Source organism: Actinoplanes sp. DH11 (genome assembly GCF_020873875.1).
In the GTDB taxonomy this organism is placed as follows: domain Bacteria; phylum Actinomycetota; class Actinomycetes; order Mycobacteriales; family Micromonosporaceae; genus Actinoplanes.
Genome location: NZ_JAHWGU010000019.1, coordinates 1 through 15,144 on the forward strand (window position 1 = coordinate 1; position 15,144 = coordinate 15,144).

The following is a 15,144-nucleotide window of genomic DNA, read 5'->3' on the forward strand; positions in this document are numbered from 1 at the left end:
GCAGCAACGTCGCGCGTTCCTCGTCTGACAGCGTCAACGGTGCGACAGGGCGCCCAGTCCTTGGCATCTCACCACGCTACACCACTTATCAGGCGAATTTGTGGCGCAGGACACTAGCAGATCAACAACGCCACCCGGACCAACGCCACCCGGGCCGGGCCAACGCCACCCGGGCCGACAATGCCAGGCGGGCCGACGACGCCACGCGGGCCAACGCAGCGTGACGCGGTCACCGCCGATCACACCCTGTCGCCGGGGATGGACCGGTACGCCGTGCTCAGCGTCTCCAGCATCGGATGGTCCGGCGTGAACGTCATCCCGTCGATCGAGCGCACGGCCCGGACACCGGCGACCGCGTTAGTCGTGAACGCGAACACCTGGTCGCCGAGCGAGTCCCGGTCCAGCGTGAGCGGGGCGGTGTCGCAGGCGATGCCGGCGTCCGTCAGGGCGTCGGTCAGCAGCCGCATCGTCACCCCGGGCAGGCAGGAGCCGGCCGGCCACCGGACCCGCCGGCCGTCGGAGAAGCCGATGTTCCAGGTGGCACCCTCGGAGATCCGGCCCTGCGCATCGACGAACACCACGTCGTCGGCTCCGGCGAGTTGCACGGCGCGCCGGTGCCAGACGGCGCCGAACAGGCCGGTGTGCTTGACTTCCGCGAGTTCGCGCTGGTAGCGCACGGACGCGAGGCGCAGGGCGGGCAGCGCGTGCTCCGGCGCGGCCCGGCTGACCACCAGCATGTGCGGCGTCCCACCCGCTGCCGGGCGGGCCAGGTCCAGGTCGGGGGCGAAGACGGTGACGCGTACGACGCAGACCGCCGCCGCGGCCTCGTCGACGGCGCTCCGGATGGACTGTCGCACCGCGCCGGTGTCCAGGTCGGCGCCGAACAGTGTCCGGCAGTCCGCGACCAGCCGCTCCAGGTGCAGCGGCAGCCCGCGCACCGCGCCCCGCTCCACGGTCATCGACGTGAAGTGCCCGTAGTTGTAGAGGGCCAGCGAAGCCACTTCCTCAGCGGTCGCCGCCCTGCCGTCGATCTGCATCGCGCCCCCTCGGTCACTCTGTCCCGCTCATCATGCCCGGCGGCACCGGCGCATTCCTCGTCCACCGATCTCGATGACCGATACTGGGTGCGTGAACCCGATCAACGAAGACGCTCGTGAACCGCAGGACGGCCGCACCGGGGCCGCGCCGGAACCAGCCCCGCGCAAGCCGCTGAACAGCAGCTGGGGCTTCACCGTGGCCGGTGGGCTGATTGGCGCCTACTTCCTGATCAGTGGTGCGCTGATGGTCCGGGACAAGCACGGCAACGGCGTGTTCGCGCTGCTCATGACGGCGGTCCTGGTCCTCGTGGCGGTGTTCGCGCTGCTGCTGTTCCGGTCGTACCAGAAGGAGAAGGCCGCCCGCGAGTGACATCCGCACCGCGGAACCTCGCCGACGTGCAACCCGGCCGCACCTGATCGGCACCCTGCGGGCAACCGGCGCCGCCTTCACTGGGACGGACACCTATCCCGGGAGGATTGATGGCGCGGCAGTTGCGTGCCCTCCGCACGCCGTGGGCGCTTTACATCCTGGTCGGTACGGCGGCGACCGCGTGCTTCGCCGCCAGCCACCAGTGGTGGGCGACCTGGGGCGCCACGGCGGTGCAGGCGTCGGCCGGGCTGGCCGTCGTCCTCGGGGTCGTCCGCCATCGCCCGGCGCGCCCGCTGTTCTGGTGGCTGCTCGCCGCGGGCCAGCTCATGTACGCGGCAGCGCAGGGCTACTGGCGCATCCGTTTCGACGGCTCGCGCGGGCTGATCCCGTTCGGGGACGTCAACGACCTGCTCTACCTGGCCGCGCTGATCCTGTTCATCGCCGCCCTGGCCGTCGGCCCCCGGCCACGCGCCAGGTCCCGGGCGGGCACGATCGACAGCTTCGCCGTGGTCCTCGGCCTGGCGTTCGGCACCTGGCACCTGATCGCCGCGCCGTACGTGGCGTCCGGCCGGCTGGACTCGTGGGGCATCACGGTCTTCCTGACCTACGAGAGCCTCGAAGTGCTGCGCATGGCCATCCTGGTGCGGATCCTGCTCGGCGGGCGCCTGACCGGCGCCATCGCGCTGATGACGACGGGCATGCTGGTGCAGCTCACGGCGGATCTGGTGTACGGGGTCACGCTGCTCGCCCCGAGCGGACCGGTGGACGCGTGGCAGAACGCCGGGTGGATCATCGGCAGCGTCTTCATCGGCGCGGCCGGGCTCTACCGCGACCGCCGGCCGGAACCCGAGACCGGCACGCAGGAGCCGGACGACACCGCGGCCGTCTCCCGGCTGCGCCTGGGCACCTTCCTCGGGTTGATCCTGGTCTACCCGGCCACGACCGTTCTCGGTGCGGTGCTCAGCGGGGATTACTCGCCGTTGTCGATGACCGGTTCGGTGCTGCCGATGCTGCTGATGGTCGCCGTCGCCGCCCTGCTCATCGTCCGCCTCGGCATGCTGACGAGCGTGGCGCAGCAGCGCACCGCCGAGATGCGCCGGGCCCTGCAGTCCGAGCACGAGCTGCGGGTGAAGCTGGCCCACCAGGCCGGCCACGACCCCCTCACCGGGCTGGCCAACCGCCGTGTGCTGACCGACGCGCTCGCCGACGTCAGCCGCCGCGGCACCGTGTTCCTGATCGACCTCACCGGGTTCAAGGAGATCAACGACCGCCACGGCCACCCGGTCGGCGACGCCGTCCTGATCGGCACCGCCCAGCGGCTGACCGCGACCGCGCCCGACGCGATCGTCGCCCGTCTGGGCGGCGACGAGTTCGCCGTCCTCGACCCGGCCCGGGGTGCCGGCGCCGACGACCTGGCCGCCCGCCTGATCGCCGCCCTCGGCCGGCCGCACCTGATCCACGGCCTGGAGCTGACGTCCGTCGGCCGGCTCGGTCACGCCGCTCTCGACGGTTCCACCCCGGCGGACCTGATGCGCGACGCCGACCTGGCGCTGTACGCGGCGAAGAAGGAGTGCAGCGGCGCCGCGGTCCGGTTCCACCCGGGTCTGCGGGACGGCTGGCTGCGGCGTACCGAGATCAGTCAGGGACTCACCCGCGCGCTGGCCGGCGACGGCCTCGCCCTGCACTATCAGCCGATCGTCGAGCTCGCCACCGGCCGGGTCACCGCCCTGGAGGCGCTGATGCGCTTCACCCCGCCCGGCGGCAGCCCGGTCTCGCCCGTGGAGTTCATCCCGGTCGCCGAGCAGAGCGGCCTCATCATCGAGCTCGGCCGGTTCGCGTTGCGCACCGCCTGCGCCCAGGTCCGCCCCTGGTACCTGCGGCACGGTGTCGGTGTCACGGTGAACGTCTCGGTCCGCCAGCTGACCGAGCCCGGCTTCTCCGACGAGGTGCTCACCGTGCTGCGCGACTGCGCGCTCCCGGGCACCGCCCTGACCCTGGAGATCACCGAGAGCATGCTGATCGACACCAGCGGCGAGATCTCCACGGCGATCGTGGGAGCCCTGCACGAGCTGCGGTCGCACGGCATCCGGATCGCCATCGACGACTTCGGCACCGGTTACTCCTCCCTGGCGTACCTCCAGGAACTCCCGATCGACGTGCTCAAGCTCGACCGCTCGCTCACCCTGTCCGCCGACCCGACGCCGCGGCAGGTGGCGATCACGCGCGCGGCCGTGGACCTGGGCAACGCCCTGCAACTGGGCACCGTGGCCGAGGGCGTCGAGTCCGCCGAGCAGGCCCGGGTGCTGCGCGACCTCGGCTGCCCCAAGGCGCAGGGCTTCCACTTCGCCCGCCCGTTGCCCGCCGAGCAGGTCGACGCCCTGCTCGACAGCACGGCCCGCACCACCGCGGCGGTCCCGGTGTGACCGCCGGGGCCTGCGGTGCCGGCGGTCAGCAGGTGCTCTCGTGGGGGAGTTCGGGGATGTAGCGGTTCCATTCCTCCTCGGTGAGGCCGCGTCCGGTGATCGAGCAGGCATGTCCGTCGGGGTCGGCGAGGAGCTCCGCCGGCACCGAGTAGTCCCACAGCGTCACGGATCGGCTGCCGGCGGCGGCCAGGGTGCGGCCGTCCGGGCTGAACGCCAGGTCGCGGGTGCGGAGCTGGGCGTGCGCCAGCGTGGCCACGCGGACCGGGGTGCTGGGGTCGGTGACCTCCCACAGCCGGGCCTCACTGATCCCGCCGGTCGCCAGGATGCGCCCGTCCGGGCTGAAACCCAGCCAGCTCGACCCGTTGTCGGAGCCTCGCAGCGAGCCGAGCCGGTGCGGCTGCGCCAGGTCGGCGATGTCCCACAGGGTCACCGTGCCGTCGTAACCGGCGCCGACGGCCATGGTGCCGCCGTCCGGGCTGAACGCCATCGTCAACGTGTTGGTGCCCATCGACAGCTCACCGTGACGCACCGGGGCGGACCGGTCGGCCAGGTCCCACAGTGTCACGTTGTAGCCGGACGAGATGCCCATGGTGCGCCCGTCCGAGCTGAACGCGATCGAACTCACGTTGCCGCGCTCGGTGACCTCGGCGACCGGCGTCGGCCGTGTCCGGTCGGCCAGGTCGAACAGGATTGTCGGGCTGCCCACCCGGGCTACCGCCAGGGTCTGCCCGTCGGGACTGAGCTTGAGCGCGTACACGCTCCTCTTCTTGTCGTCCGTCATCGTGGCCAGCAGCCTGGGCTCGGCCGGCGTGGTCATGTCCACCAGCGTCACGAGCCCGTTCAACCCGGCGAGGGCCAGGGTGCGTCCGTCCTCGCTGAGGTCCATCAGCGTGATCCAGTCGGTGTGCAGGGGCCGGGGCGCACCCTGGACGGGACCCGCCGGATCGGCCAGGTCCCAGGTCACCGCCGTGCCCGGCGCGTCGGCGGCCATCACGGTGCGGCCGTCCGGCCCGAACCGGACGCCCACCACGTCGGCCGGGTCGGGGCGGGGGAGCGCGGCCACGACGTCCCGGGCGAACGCACCCCTGGTCTTCCAGAGGGTCGCCGCCTTCCGCTCGCCGGCGGTGAACAGCATCTTCCCGTCGGGGCTGAGCGCCATCGACCGGATGGGGCCGTCGCGGCCGGTCAGGGTGCCGACGCGGCCCAGCAGCGCCGTCTGCCCCGGTATCGCGCCGAGCGTCAGGTTCCGCAGCCGCGTGGTCCCGCTGGAGTCGCTGAGGGCCAGCGTGTTGCCGTCCGAGGTGAACGCCATCCGGGTGAGCGCGGCGTCCCCGGTCGCCGAGTCCAGCGCGGTGCCGCGTTTGGGCTTGGCCGGGACGCGCATGTCGTACGGGGCCATCAGGCGGTCCTTCTCCTCGATCGCCACCACCGGCAGTCTCGGGTTGAACACGACGATCCCGTCGGCCCGGGCGTTGGCGATCGTGGCGAGCTGGACCGGCCGGGTCCGATCGGCCAGGTCCCACACGGCGGCCGTCGCGCCGCCGGTCACCGCGATCTTCCCGTCCGGGCTGAACGTCAGCGAATGTGCCGGCACCGTGGCGAGCGCGGCCGGCGCCTCACCGGGCGGCATATCCCACAGCGTGGTGTTCTTGTCGCGGTTGCTCGTGGCGACGGTGCGCCCGTCCGGGCTGAACGACACCGTGACGATCCCGGCGGCGTCGGGCAGCTCCGTCAGCCGCACCGGGTGCGCCGGGTCGCGCACGTCCCACAGCACCGCCGGCGACTGCCCGTCCGTGACGGCGAGGGTCCGCCCGTCCGGCCCGGTCGTCAGCGTCTTCGCGGTGGACCCGCCGGCCGGCACGCCGGTGAGCCGGACCGGCTGCGCCGGGCGGGAGACGTCCCACAGCGACACCGTGCCGCCGACGTCGGCGGTGGCCAGCACCCCGTTCCCCACGGCGGCGACATGTGTGACGCCGGTGAGGGCGCCGGCGTAGTTCGTCGACATGACGAGATGGCTGAGCTGGTCACGCGTACGCTCGTCGGGGTGCAGCCGTTGCGCTGCCACGCCCAGCATGAGGGCCTTCCGCGGATCGAACTCGATCATGGCGCGGGCGCGGTCCACCAGCCGCTGGTTGATCGCGATCCGCCGCTGCAGGGCCGCCTCCTCGCGCTGCCGGCGGGCCTCCTCGGCCGCCTCCCGGGCCAGCTGTTCCTGCTCCCGGGCGATCCTCTCCTGCCGCCGCCGTTCCTCGGTCGCCTGCTCGGCCAGCTCCTGGTGGTGCTCGGCGAGCTTCTCCTGCTGCCGCGCCCGGTCCTCGGCCTGGTCCGCGACCTCCTGTTGCCGCCGGGCCTCCTGCTCGTACTCCCGGGCCCGCTCCTGCTGTTCCCGCGCGTTCTCCTTCTCGCGCTTCGCGTTCTCGCTCTCCCGGCGCGCGTCCTCCTTCGCCCGCCTGGCGTCCTCGGCGGAACGGCGGGCGTCCTCCTGCTGCCGGCGGGCGTTCTCCTTCTCCCGCCGGGCGTTCTCGGCGGATCGCCGGGCGTCTTCGGCCGAGCGGCGGGCGTCCTCCTTCTCGCGGCGGGCGTCCTCCTGATGGCGCCGGGCGTTCTCCTGCTGCCGGCGGGCCTCCTCGGCGGATCGCCGGGCGTTCCCCTGCTGGTGGCGGGCGTTGTCCTGCTCCCGCCCCGCGTTCGCCTGCTGCAGGGCGGCCTCCGCCGCGGCCTGGTCGGCCAGTTCGCGCTGCTCCCGGGCCAGCCGCTCCTGCCGGCGGGTCTCCGCCGCGGCGGCCCGCGCCCGATCCTCCTGCACCTGGGCGTTGCCCTGCTGCCGGCGCGACTCCTGGGTGGCCCGCTCCGCGCTGCCGCGCTGTTCGGAGGCGATCTGCTGCTGCCGCCGCGCCTCCACCGCCGAGGCGTTGGCCCGCCCGGCGTTGCGCATCGCCAGGACCCCGGTCAGCGAGGCCACCAGCGCCAGCACCACCAGCGTCGCGGTCGCCGCCGACCACAGCCGGCGGGCCCGCCGATGCTGGCGTACGTCCTCGCCCTCCAGCTCGTCCTTGCTGACACCGTGCATCGGCGCTGCCAGCTGCGCGATCGCATCCCGGAAGCGGGCGTGCCGCAGGCTCAGGTGCAGGTCGTCACGGGCCCACCGCAGGTCCAGGTAGAGCGGTTCCTCGACGAAAACCCCGCGCAGGGCGTCCGGCACCGCCGTGGAGTCGGCGGTGAAGTCGCCGGCCGCGGCGTCCCAGCGCCACTCGCCGTCGGTCAGCACCGGCAGGATCTGCTGCGGTGACTTCGTGGCCACCCAGTGCTCGATCTCCTTGTTCACCCACGGCGAGCGTGCCGCCTCCGGCGAGGCGAGGAGCACGAAATGCTGTGAACCGTCCAGCGCGGTCTGGATCGACGACCACAGCCCCGGCGTGACCGCCAGCCCGGTCTGATCCCGGAAGATCCACAACGCGCGGCGCCGGTGCCACGGCCTCGCGAGCCGGTGCAGGCCACGCTGCACGGCAGGCGCGAGGCGCCCGTCAGCGGCGTGGCTGTACGAGATGAACCCATCGAACGGCATGGCCCGGTCCCCGTGGTCGAATTGATCGGCGGCGACCGATTGTCCATGCCGGGGCCGCTCAGGAGAAGAGCGGTGGCCACAGAGATCCCGAGCCGGGCGTCCGGCGGTGTGGTCCGCGCCGCCGCGTGGCGGGGAACAAGCGCGCCGGCGTACGCGCTCGCACTGTTGTGATCAACGCCGAGTTGCGACTCTCGCTGCTGGACCGGTCCCGTATCCGCACCGGCGAGACGGAGGCGGCGGCGCTGCGGGGGACCGTCGAGCGGGCGCAGCACGTCGAACGGCTCGGGTACGACCGGTTCTGGGTCGCCGAGCACCACGGGGTGCCGGGGATCGCGGGCGCCGCCCCGGCCGTGCTGCTGGCCGCCGTCGCCGGTGCGACGACGAGCATCCGGCTGGGTTCGGCCGGCGTGATGCTGCCGCACCACCAGCCGCTGGTCGTCGCCGAGCAGTTCGCCACCCTGTCCGCCTTCGCCCCGGGCCGGGTGGACCTGGGGCTGGGCCGGTCACCCGGCTTCACCGCCCCGGTGCGCCGGGCACTGCGACAGAACGACCCCGGCCCGGCAGCCGGCCGCGAATCAGCCGCCGGCAGCGATTCAGCTGGGGGCCGCGACGAGGCCGCCGACCATGCCGCAGCCGCCGACCGGGCCTTTGCCGCCGACCTCGCCGAGTTGCGCGCGTTCCTCGGCGGCACGGCGGAGGTCACCCTGCATCCGCAGCCCGACGGCCCGGTGCCGCTGTATGTGCTCGCCACCGGCAGCGGACTGCGGATCGCCGCCGAGCTCGGGCTCCCGGTGATCGTCGGCGGGCCCCTGCTGGGGGTGGGCAGCGACCCGGAGCCCGGGCTGGCGGCGCTCGCCGGGTACCGGCGCGGCTTCCGGCCGTCGGCCGAGCAGCCGGAGCCGCGGGTGGCGATCAGCCTCGACGTGCTGATCGCCGACACGGCGGCGGAGGCGGCCGACCTCATCCTGCCGGAGGCGAGGGCGATGGCCCGGAGCCGGACCACCGGGGAGTTCCCGCCCCTGGAACCGGTGGCCGTGGCCCGCGCCGCCGCCCGTACCCCGCGTCAGCAGCAATATCTGGACCGCACCGCCGCCGCCGCGATCACCGGCACGGCGGCGCAGGTGGAACGCCGGCTCGCCGAACTGCTGGACCGCACCGGTGCCGCCGAACTGGTCACCGCCGGCAGCACCTTCGACCGGGCCGCCCTGGCCGCGTCGGACGCGAGCCTGGCCGCCCTGTTCGGCCGTCCCTAGGCCGCCACGCCGAGCACGGCCCCGGCGCCGCCACGCCGAGCACGGCCCCGGCGTCAAAGCCGGGGCCATACCGAGTGCGGCCCCGGCGGTCAGGCCGCCACGCCGAGCACGGCCTCGGCGGTCAGCGCCACCGACTCGAGCCGGTCCGCGATCCGCGTCGCCTGGTGCGCGATGATCAGCTCGTCGGCCTGGGCCTGCGCGGCGAAGTCGGTGAGGTACGCGTTCACCTCGTCCGGGGTGCCCACCGCCGTGTACGTCAGCATCGAGGCGAGCTGACGGCCGTTCGGCGTCGTCAGGAAGGCGTCGATCTCCGCGTCGCTGTAGTCCGGCGCGCCGGGGGAGCGGGTGATCAGGCCGCGTACCAGGGTGCGGCGAGTGGTCTCGAACCGTTCCCGGGCGGCCTCCGGCGATGCGGCGGCCACCACGTTCACGCCCGCGATGACGTACGGCTTCGACAGCTGCGCCGACGGGGTGAACTCCCGGCGGTAGAACGTGACGGCCTCGTGGAGCAGGCCGGGGGAGAAGTGCGAGGCGAACGCGTAGGGCAGGCCGTACGCGGCGGCGAGCCGGGCCCCGAACATCGACGAGCCGAGGATGTACAACGGCACGTTCGTCCCGGCGCCGGGCGTGGCCTGGACGCCCTCGATCCGGGACTCGCCGCTGAGGTAGCCCTGCAGTTCGAGAACGTCCTGCGGGAAGGACTCCGCCGACATCGGGTCCCGGCGCATCGCCCGCATGGTGGCCTGATCACTTCCAGGCGCCCGGCCCAGGCCCAGGTCGATGCGGTCCGGGTAGAGGGAGGCGAGCGTGCCGAACTGCTCGGCGATCACCAGCGGCGAGTGGTTGGGCAGCATGATCCCGCCGGCACCGAGGCGGATCGTCGAGGTGTGCCCGGCGACGTGCCCGATCAGCAGACTTGTCGCACTGGAGGCGATCCGGGCCATGTTGTGATGTTCGGCGTACCAGACCCGCTCGTAGCCGTACCTCTCGGCCGTCTGTGCGAGGGCGACGGAGTTCGCGAAGGCCTGCGCCACGGTCTCGCCGGGAGCGATGGGAGCGAGATCCAGGATCGAGAGCCGCAGGTCGGCCAGAGAAGTACCAGTCATTCCCGGAGCAACACCGGGCCGGGAGTGATCGTTCCCGCCGGTGCGTGAGAACACACCCCGGCGGGAGCTGGCGCACGCGTCAGTCGTAGTCCTCGATGCGCCATTCGTCGTGCCAGTCGATGACCGGCCGGTCGCCGTCGAAGCGGATCGGCAGCCACACGTAGTCGGCGAGCGCGATGTACAGGTCTTTCTTGCCGGGGTGCTGGAAGACCGAGCTGATCTGCGAACGGTACGAGGTGCTGGTGGTCGCCCGGGTGCGCGTCGTCCAGCACCGTCCACGGCCCGTGGTTGTCGTCGGCGCGGGCGAACTCGGAGAAGTTAGGGACGTACCCGGTTGTACCCGCTGGTCGACGGCAGGCAGGCCGCCTGGCTGCGCCGGCACCGGCCGGTGTGACGGTACTGAGTACGCCGGCCGGCACCAGCCTGCGGCTGTGTTGCGGTCCCTGGAGGAGGAGCCGGGGTGGGCTGCGGTGGGTGCGCGTGGCGGTGTTGATCTGCTAGCGATGCGAAATCGCGGTTCTAACCCCTTGATCACAGCGATTTCGTAGCGCCAGCAGATCAACATCTCGACACTGGCGGCGTGTCCGGCGCCACCGGGCCAGGGCCAGGGACGCGGGGTTGACGCGCGGGCGGCATCGGCTGGATGGCGATGGGGTGCGGCGCCCGCGGAGGCTTCGGTGAGCTGGCCCGGCGGCCGGGACCGGTCAGCCTGCTTTGACGGCCCGGCGGCGGACCGACGGGCCGCACTGCACGAAGCTGGCGAGCCGGCCCTCGACCAGCTGACTCAGCACCCGGACGAAGGCGTCCCGGTCGGGTGCCGGCACCGTGGACAGGACCTCCTGCTGGATGCGCTGGACGATCGTGGTGGCCCGCGCGGCGATCTCCTCGCCGGCCGGCGTGACCGCCACGATCCGGGCCCGCCGGTCGGTCCGGGAGAGCCGGCGCTCGGCGAGACCGAGACGCTCCAGCTCGTCGACCGTGACGACCATCGTCGTCTTGTCGATGCCGCACATGTCGCCCAGCTGGCTCTGCGTGAACTCGCCGGTCAGGCCCTTGTAGAGCACGCAGTAGGCGCGGGTGCTGATGCCGAGCCCGGCGAGGCCGGCCGCGGTCTCCAGCGCGAGAGCGTGGTTGACCCAGGAGAGCAGGAACATGACGTCGGGTGTGCCGTCGGGCATCAGGCCGTCACGGGCGGGTGCCGTACTCCGACTGGTCGTCATGGCCGAAGTCTACCAATGATGCGGGACGGGACTTTCTCGTACGCAACTACTTCGCCTCCCTCCAGGATTGGTTAACTTCGGAACGATAATTTTAAGAACGTTCTGATACGGTTCCATCATGGACACCACAACCCGCACCACCAGCACTGTCGTCGGTAACTCGAAAATCCGTACGCGTGTGATCGCCATCGGCATCGCCCTGGTGGCGGCCGCCCTGATCTGGATCGTCGCCACTGCCGCCGGTGCGCCGATGGAGGTCGACCAGGGGCAGGGCGTCATGCCCGTCGGCCTCGTCCCGGTCGTCGTCGCCACGGTGCTGGCCGGGCTCCTCGGCTGGGGGCTGCTGGCCCTGCTGGAGCGCTCCGCCCGTGGCGCGACGATCTGGACGGTCATCGCGGGCGTCGTCACCGCCCTCTCGTTCCTCCCGGTGCTCACCTCCGAGGCGACCACCGGGACGCGCCTCGCGCTGGCCGCGATGCACCTGGCCGTGGCGGTCGCCCTCATCCCGCTGTTCCGGCGCAGCTCCCGCGCCGCATGACGCCGCGTGGCGGGCCGCCCGAACCGATCCGGTGGCCCGCCACGCGCACCGCTCGGTCGTACCGGGCCTGACCTCGGGGCGGCCCCGGTTCATTCCCCGGGGATGAACCGGGGCGGCCGGGCACCGGCGACGCTGGGTTCCCGGCCGATGGAGGAACACCGTGCGGATGCGCCCGACCCGACTTGACGCCGCGATCGCGGGCCTGTTCATCGTGGGCTCGTCGTGCTTCGTGGCCGGGTCGGTGCCGGCCTACGCGGACGCGGTCGGTGTCACCGCGCAGTCGTCGACGTACTTCCTCGGGTCGATCTTCTTCACCGCGGCGTCGTACCTGCAACTCGTGCAGGCGCAGACGCCGCCGGCAACGGAGACGCTCGTGACCTGGCGGCTGCTGCCACGCGACCGGAACTGGCTGGCCGCGATCACCCAGTTCGCCGGCACGATCCTGTTCAACGTCAGCACGCTTGCCGCTCTCGCGCAGAACCTCACGGTCCGGCAGCAGGACGAGCACGTCTGGCGGCCGGACGTGTTCGGCTCGACCCTGTTCATCGCATCAAGCGTGTTCGGTGTCCTCGCCCTCGGCAGCGGTCACCGGCTCCGGCCCCGGTGGATCGCCTGGCTGAACCTGACCGGATGCGTTCTCTTCATGGCCGCGGCCGTCGCCGGCTTCGTCCTGCCGGGCACCGGCGACGTGCTCGACATCCGGGTGGACCTCGCCGGCACGCTGCTGGGCGCCCTGTGCTTCCTGCTCGGAGCCGCTCTGATGCTCCCCGCCCCAACCGGGCGCCGCCGCACGCCGCGTCGCCGCACGTCCGTCCCGAAAGCGCCGAAGGAGTCCACATGACCAGCACCGACGCCGAACTGTTCGGCAACCGGTTCGCCACCCACGAGGTGCCGACCCGTGAGTTCCCGGCGGACGGGATGACCGCCCAGGACGCCTTCCGTCTCGTCTCCGAAGACCTCGCCCTCGAAGGCGACCCGGCCCGCAACCTGGCCACCTTCGTCACGACCTGGATGGAGCCGGAGGCGCAACGCATCATCGCCGGCAACCTGCACCGCAACTTCATCGACCACGCGGAGTACCCGCGCACCGCCGAGATCGAGCAGCGGTGCATCCGCATGCTGGCCGATCTCTTCCATGCGCCGGGCCGGACGACGGGTGCGCGTACCCAAGGCTCGTCCGAAGCCATCATGCTGGGCGGTCTGTCCCTGAAATGGAATTGGCGCAAGCGCCGGGGCGGCTCGCCGGCGGCGACGCCGAACCTCGTGTTCGGCGGTGACGTCCACGTGGTGTGGGAGAAGTTCTGCCGCTACTTCGACGTCGAGCCCCGCATCGTGCCGCTGCGGCCGGGCAAGTACACGATCGGCCCGGAGGACGTCGAACCGCACATCGACGAGAACACCATCGGGGTCGCCGCGGTGCTGGGGACGACGTTCACCGGGCACAAGGACGACATCGCCGGCATCAACGCCTTGCTGCTCCGCATCAAGAGCGAACGCGGCCTGGACGTACCGCTGCACGTGGACGCCGCGAGTGGCGGTTTCGTGTGGCCCTTCCTGTATCCCGACTCCGCGTGGGACTTCCGTCTCGAACAGGTCCGCTCGATAAACGTGTCCGGTCACAAGTTCGGCCTCGTCTACCCCGGCATCGGCTGGCTGATCTTCCGCGAGACGGCCGATCTGGCGGACGAACTCGTCTTCCAGGAGAACTACCTCGGCAAGACGGATTCGACATTCACCCTGAACTTCTCCACCGGTTCCGCCATGGTGCTCGCGCAGTACTACAACCTGGTCCGCTACGGTCGCGCCGGTTACGCGTACATCATGAAGAACATGCAGGCCAACGCCCGCGTCCTGAGCGAGAAACTGGCGGCGATGGGCAGATTCGAACTGATCGGCCCGGACGATGAACAGCTTCCCCTGGTGGCGTTCCGGCTGGCCGCCGACAACGGGTACGACGAATTCGACATCGCCTGGCAACTGTCCGCGGAGCGCGGCTGGATGGTGCCCGCCTACACCCTCCCACCGAACGCCCAGCACGTCACGATCATGCGCGCCCTGGTGAAGGAGACGATGAGCCGCGAACACGTCGACACCCTCGCTCGCGACATCGAGGAGGCCTGCGCCACGCTGGCGAAGAAGGGCGGCGCCCACGAATCCGAACGAACCAGGATGCTCCTCGGTCCCGGTCACTGACGGAGACGACGGGATCACCCACGAGGGCGGCCCTGCCGCCGGATTCGTGACCATCGACGGTGCCGGCCAGCACCGGGAACACGAGCAGATCACCCGTGCCGCGGTGGCCTGCTACGCCGCGCGGACAGCGGACGGTGACTGCTTCGACCCGCGGTCGGTGGACCATCTGGGTCTGCCGGGGCCGAGCCCGGTCCTCGACCTGCGAGGCACCGCAGCGCCGGCCAAGCCGCCCGGCCTGACCACCGGCTGTTTCGTGCTCTCCGACCGGGTGCCCGGGACCGGATCGTGTGAACGCCGTATCACCCACGCGGCGCTGAACAAGGACAACGGGCTCGTCGACCCCCGGAGCGGGGTGGCTACGGGCGCGGCCACACCGCGCGGCCAGGTAGGACGCAACTTCGCGGCGGCCGTGGCGGGTGCGATCGTCGAGACGCGCCATCAATGGCAGGACTTCAGGCGCGCCCTCGCAGACGAGTACGGAGCAGCCGGGGCATCGCTCATGGCGTGCGCTCTCACCCACGACGATCCGCCGGACCAGTGCCGGGCGCCCAGGTCGGCACGTGACGGCTTCCACCGTACGGCTGCGGGTTTGGGCCTCGCGATTGTTCTGCTGGCTCTGTGTGCCGGTGGCCTGGCCGCCGTGGTGCGCCGCAGGCGACGGGGTTGAGAAGTCGGCGACGGGTTGGAGAAGAGGGGCGGCGCCCACGAGTCCGGACGAACCGGGATGCTGCTCGGTCCCGGTCACTGAGTCTCAGCGTCCGTCGTCCGAGCCCCGAAGCGTGGACGCCAGGCGCCGACCAGCTCAGAAGGGCAGGACCGCGACCCTGTCACGGATCAGCTCGAACCGGGCGGGGAGGATCAGCGGACAGTGGACCAGGACCTCGTCGGGCACCAGGAAACCGGCGCGCTGCTCCCTGACGGCCACGATCTGCGCGGCCTGCTCCGGCGTGATCTCGAGGCCCCGCACCAGCCACTCGGCGGGGACGTGGTTCACGTCGACCAGGCCGCCGTCGTCGTACTGCCGGTGCGCAATGTCGGGCCGGCCGACCTTCAGCTCGAGCGCGGCGACCGGATTCTGCAGGACGAGTTCCTGAGCCTCCCGGCGGCGTTGCGCACGCGCGGCCGCCTGAGCCAGCGCCATGGCGTTACCCGGTGCGGCCGAAGGCACCGGCGGCGGCGCGGTCTCGGCGTGCTTTGTCACCTGCCGCTGAAGGATCAGGACATGTCCGATCCCGAGCGCCCAGACCAGCACGTACATTCCGACAACGACGTTGTACGGGCCGCTGTCGATGGCGAACGAGCCGATGCCGCAGATGTAACCGATCGCTGCGAGGAGGTACCCGGCAGCCGCAGCCATGTGCTTCTGCGACCTCAGCCGGTAGCCGCCGTAGAACTGCGCGGAATTCGCTGGCCGGCGGCTCCCCGGTTGCGGTAAGCAC

At 71.9% G+C, this 15,144-nt stretch carries 13 protein-coding genes; 7 read left to right on the forward strand and 6 right to left on the reverse strand.

Annotated elements, in window-relative coordinates; all coding sequences use genetic code 11:
- Positions 1-239 precede the first annotated feature (239 nt).
- Complete coding sequence (locus tag LPA41_RS25530; protein ID WP_229073317.1) at positions 240-1,037, reverse strand: aminotransferase class IV; 798 nt, start codon at positions 1,035-1,037, stop codon at positions 240-242.
- A 91-nt stretch (positions 1,038-1,128) separates the two neighbouring features.
- Between LPA41_RS25530 and LPA41_RS25535 the strand changes: the two genes are divergently transcribed.
- Together LPA41_RS25535 and LPA41_RS25540 are read left to right on the forward strand one after the other, a co-directional pair.
- Complete coding sequence (locus LPA41_RS25535; protein ID WP_229073318.1) at positions 1,129-1,407, forward strand: hypothetical protein; 279 nt, start codon at positions 1,129-1,131, stop codon at positions 1,405-1,407.
- A 110-nt stretch (positions 1,408-1,517) separates the two neighbouring features.
- A complete protein-coding gene (locus LPA41_RS25540; protein WP_229073319.1) occupies positions 1,518-3,830 on the forward strand; it encodes a bifunctional diguanylate cyclase/phosphodiesterase in 2,313 nt (770 codons plus the stop codon).
- Between the two features lie 25 nt (positions 3,831-3,855).
- Here LPA41_RS25540 and LPA41_RS25545 read toward each other — a convergent pair whose 3' ends face one another.
- Positions 3,856-7,395 carry a TIR domain-containing protein gene (locus LPA41_RS25545; RefSeq protein WP_229073320.1) on the reverse strand — a complete coding sequence of 1,180 codons (3,540 nt, stop codon included), beginning with the start codon at positions 7,393-7,395 and terminating at the stop codon, positions 3,856-3,858.
- A 182-nt stretch (positions 7,396-7,577) separates the two neighbouring features.
- Here LPA41_RS25545 and LPA41_RS25550 point away from each other — a divergent pair, with 182 nt between their 5' ends.
- On the forward strand, positions 7,578-8,648 hold the full coding sequence (locus LPA41_RS25550) for an MsnO8 family LLM class oxidoreductase (RefSeq protein WP_229073321.1): 1,071 nt from the start codon (positions 7,578-7,580) through the stop codon (positions 8,646-8,648).
- An 89-nt stretch (positions 8,649-8,737) separates the two neighbouring features.
- On the opposite strand, the gene LPA41_RS25555 is transcribed toward LPA41_RS25550, so the two are convergent.
- From LPA41_RS25555 to LPA41_RS25565, 3 genes are all read right to left on the reverse strand, one after another.
- Positions 8,738-9,754 (reverse strand): LLM class flavin-dependent oxidoreductase, encoded by a 1,017-nt coding sequence (locus LPA41_RS25555; protein ID WP_229073322.1) that lies wholly within the window; start codon positions 9,752-9,754, stop codon positions 8,738-8,740.
- Between the two features lie 79 nt (positions 9,755-9,833).
- The gene (locus LPA41_RS25560) at positions 9,834-10,136 is read right to left on the reverse strand and encodes a hypothetical protein (RefSeq protein ID WP_229073323.1); all 303 of its coding nucleotides are present in this window, start codon (positions 10,134-10,136) and stop codon (positions 9,834-9,836) included.
- Between the two features lie 322 nt (positions 10,137-10,458).
- The gene (locus LPA41_RS25565) at positions 10,459-10,974 is read right to left on the reverse strand and encodes a MarR family winged helix-turn-helix transcriptional regulator (protein WP_229073324.1); all 516 of its coding nucleotides are present in this window, start codon (positions 10,972-10,974) and stop codon (positions 10,459-10,461) included.
- A 118-nt stretch (positions 10,975-11,092) separates the two neighbouring features.
- Between LPA41_RS25565 and LPA41_RS25570 the strand changes: the two genes are divergently transcribed.
- The 4 genes from LPA41_RS25570 (at position 11,093) to LPA41_RS25585 (ending at position 14,372) form a co-directional block, all read left to right on the forward strand.
- On the forward strand, positions 11,093-11,512 hold the full coding sequence (locus LPA41_RS25570) for a DUF6069 family protein (protein WP_229073325.1): 420 nt from the start codon (positions 11,093-11,095) through the stop codon (positions 11,510-11,512).
- Positions 11,513-11,678: 166 nt separating this feature from the next.
- Positions 11,679-12,353 (forward strand): YrhK family protein, encoded by a 675-nt coding sequence (locus tag LPA41_RS25575; RefSeq protein WP_229073326.1) that lies wholly within the window; start codon positions 11,679-11,681, stop codon positions 12,351-12,353.
- Entirely contained in the window at positions 12,350-13,705 is a 1,356-nt protein-coding gene (locus tag LPA41_RS25580; RefSeq protein ID WP_229073327.1) for a glutamate decarboxylase, read from the forward strand. Before LPA41_RS25575 ends, LPA41_RS25580 begins: the two co-directional genes overlap by 4 nt.
- A 46-nt stretch (positions 13,706-13,751) precedes the next feature.
- Positions 13,752-14,372: a hypothetical protein gene (locus LPA41_RS25585; protein ID WP_229073328.1), complete on the forward strand. Its 621-nt coding sequence runs from the start codon at positions 13,752-13,754 to the stop codon at positions 14,370-14,372.
- A 135-nt stretch (positions 14,373-14,507) separates the two neighbouring features.
- On the opposite strand, the gene LPA41_RS25590 is transcribed toward LPA41_RS25585, so the two are convergent.
- A complete protein-coding gene (locus tag LPA41_RS25590; protein WP_229073329.1) occupies positions 14,508-15,062 on the reverse strand; it encodes a hypothetical protein in 555 nt (184 codons plus the stop codon).
- Between the last annotated feature and the right edge of the window lie 82 nt (positions 15,063-15,144).

Excerpts from the sequence above, each read along its gene's own strand:
- LPA41_RS25530 (WP_229073317.1), bottom strand. The coding sequence starts at position 1,037 with ATGCAGATCGACGGCAGGGCGGCGACCGCTGAGGAAGTGGCTTCGCTG.
- LPA41_RS25540 (WP_229073319.1), top strand. The coding sequence starts at position 1,518 with ATGGCGCGGCAGTTGCGTGCCCTCCGCACGCCGTGGGCGCTTTACATC.
- LPA41_RS25545 (WP_229073320.1), bottom strand. The coding sequence starts at position 7,395 with ATGCCGTTCGATGGGTTCATCTCGTACAGCCACGCCGCTGACGGGCGC.
- LPA41_RS25555 (WP_229073322.1), bottom strand. The coding sequence starts at position 9,754 with ATGACTGGTACTTCTCTGGCCGACCTGCGGCTCTCGATCCTGGATCTC.
- LPA41_RS25565 (WP_229073324.1), bottom strand. The coding sequence starts at position 10,974 with ATGACGACCAGTCGGAGTACGGCACCCGCCCGTGACGGCCTGATGCCC.
- LPA41_RS25570 (WP_229073325.1), top strand. The coding sequence starts at position 11,093 with ATGGACACCACAACCCGCACCACCAGCACTGTCGTCGGTAACTCGAAA.
- LPA41_RS25575 (WP_229073326.1), top strand. The coding sequence starts at position 11,679 with ATGCGCCCGACCCGACTTGACGCCGCGATCGCGGGCCTGTTCATCGTG.
- LPA41_RS25580 (WP_229073327.1), top strand. The coding sequence starts at position 12,350 with ATGACCAGCACCGACGCCGAACTGTTCGGCAACCGGTTCGCCACCCAC.
- LPA41_RS25590 (WP_229073329.1), bottom strand. The coding sequence starts at position 15,062 with ATGGCTGCGGCTGCCGGGTACCTCCTCGCAGCGATCGGTTACATCTGC.